We start from the raw sequence: 2,364 nt of genomic DNA on the forward strand, positions 1-2,364 counted from the left end.
CCCTTAACGTCTTTACCGATCCCCAATACCAATAGCAATAGTAGCAGCCCTCCTGCATAGGCCAGGTTAGCCGTGGCTGTAAAAAACTTACTGTCCGTAAGCCAGATAATAGCCGCCAGTACCAACGATATTCCCAACCAGATTAACTGACGGGAATAGTTTTTACCAGGATGGATAATATCCAGCCATACATTGTCATCACCCCGGTATTCCGCAGCAAAAATGGACATAATGCCGATGATCACCAATGCGAGGTACAGGCCAACTATTGGCCAGTCTATCCCTTGTGTCAGTTTGGCTTGCGAGCGGTTCATTATAAATAAATCGGTTTATTCGATGATTGGTTAAGGCTTGTTCTTCTTTATGATGGCATTGTTATTCAAGGAATCCAGATGCGATTTCGCCAACATGGCCGGGTCTATTGTTACGGTTTCCATTACGGATTTCAACAACGGCTGCCGCTTGGTGGAAATGCTGTCTTTCAGATATTTCTCCATCATCAAACTGGCAATAGGCGCCGCATACTTGGCACCAAAGCCGGAGTTTTCCACCACTACGGCAATGGCTATACGTGCATGCTCCGCAGGTGCAAAGGCCACAAACATCGCGTGGTTCTTCAACTTCACCCTAACACCATTCACGATACCATAGTTTTCTGCTGTACCGGTTTTACCACCAATGGTAATCCCTTCGATCTGCGCAATACGACCAGTACCACTTTCCACCACATCTGTCATACCATGGATTACCGCGCTGTACGCAGAATCCGAGATATGCGCTCCTTCGTGCTTTTGCTTGTATTTATCAAGCAGGTGACTGTTATCATTATCAATACTGCTTACAAAGTGAGGAATATAGTAGGAACCACGATTTGCCACAATACACATGGCGTTGGCCATTTGTAAAGGTGTTAACAGTAATTCACCCTGTCCAATCCCCAAAAACACGGACGTACAGGAATTCCAGCTGCCTTTGTAACGGGCATCATAATATTTTTTATCCGGTACCAGGCCACGTCCTTCACTTGGGATATCCACACCTATCTTATGTCCAAATCCGAAAGTGTTCATATAGTCGGCCCACTTCTGCATACCGCCAACTTTGATGCCGCCAAATTTCGCCGCATCTACGCTTAAGCGATACACGTGTGAGAAGTAAGAGTTACAGGAGTGCGATAGTGCCAGTCGGAGGTTAGCGGCGTGCCCCGCATCGTGGTGTTCACACTTAATGGGGCGTGAACAGCCATAATAGGCTCCACCACAGGGATAACCAAAACTGGGTGTAATAACCCCTTCATCCAGTCCTACCAGTGCTATCATCGGCTTAAAAGTAGAGCCGGGCGGATAGGTTGCCTGGATGGCACGATTAAAGAGTGGTTTGGTCGTATCTGTATACAGTTTGCTGAAGTTGGCACTTCTGTACGGACCTGTCAGGAGGTTTGGATCAAAGCTAGGACCACTCACCATAGCCAGGATACCGCCTGTTTGCGGATCTATGGCCACGATACTGCCCGATTTGCCTTTCATTAATTTTTCACCCAATACCTGTAATTCTATATCCAGCGACAGTCGCAGATTTTTACCAGCTATCGCCGCACTATCAAATTCGCCGTTTTCATAGGCGCCCTGCGGTCTGTTGAGGTTATCTTTAATCAGGTATTGTATCCCGCGTTGTCCCATCAACACCGGCTCATAGGTTTTCTCCAAACCTGTGAAACCAAGATAGTCGCCGGAATTGTAAGAGTTATAGTTTGCCGTGTCTTTTAACATGGCCGGGGAAATTTCCGCAATATACCCGAGAATGTTAGCCGCAGCAGCATAAGGGTAGGAGCGGATTTGCCGGGGTACCAGTTCAAAGCCGGGAGAAAACAGGTACATGCTTTCCTGGAGCTGACCGAATACTTCGGGTGCCAGGAGCGGAGCAAAAACGGATTGTCTTACCCGCCCGTTTTTCACAATAGCGGTGATAATACGTTTTCTGAATTCTTCTTTATCTATTTTTAAGATATTACAGAGATAGGCGGTATCAATGCTTTTAACGCTGGCGGGCGTAACCACGAGGTCATACAGTACATCATTACCGAGGATACTACGATTTTGCCGATCGTAAATGATACCACGACTGGGATATATCACCTTGCGCAGCACGGCGTTGGCATCTGCGAGCTTGGCATATTTCTTCTCCACTATTTGCAGAAAGAATAACCTGGTGATGATCAGAATTACCATCCCAAGTATAATCATCTGTATTACTCTCTTCCTGGGCTGATTAAATACTGACAAGGACGGATATGTTTTAATTACAAAAATAGCGGAAAGCTTAAAGCACAAAGCTAAAAGCGCCCACATTTTGTTGTTTATTTTT

The 2,364-nt window shown here is 46.1% G+C and carries 1 protein-coding gene and 1 pseudogene; both read right to left on the bottom strand.

All coding sequences use genetic code 11. The features are described 5' to 3' along the window. Positions 1 to 314, bottom strand: a pseudogene (locus VIP81_RS05040) (rod shape-determining protein RodA); the annotation flags it as partial. Positions 315 to 344: 30 nt separating this feature from the next. Further along, on the bottom strand, positions 345 to 2,282 hold the full coding sequence (gene mrdA / locus VIP81_RS05045; RefSeq protein WP_331957382.1) for a penicillin-binding protein 2: 1,938 nt from the start codon (positions 2,280 to 2,282) through the stop codon (positions 345 to 347). Positions 2,283 to 2,364: the final 82 nt, after the last annotated feature.

Source organism: Chitinophaga sp. (genome assembly GCF_036566945.1).
GTDB lineage: Bacteria > Bacteroidota > Bacteroidia > Chitinophagales > Chitinophagaceae > Chitinophaga.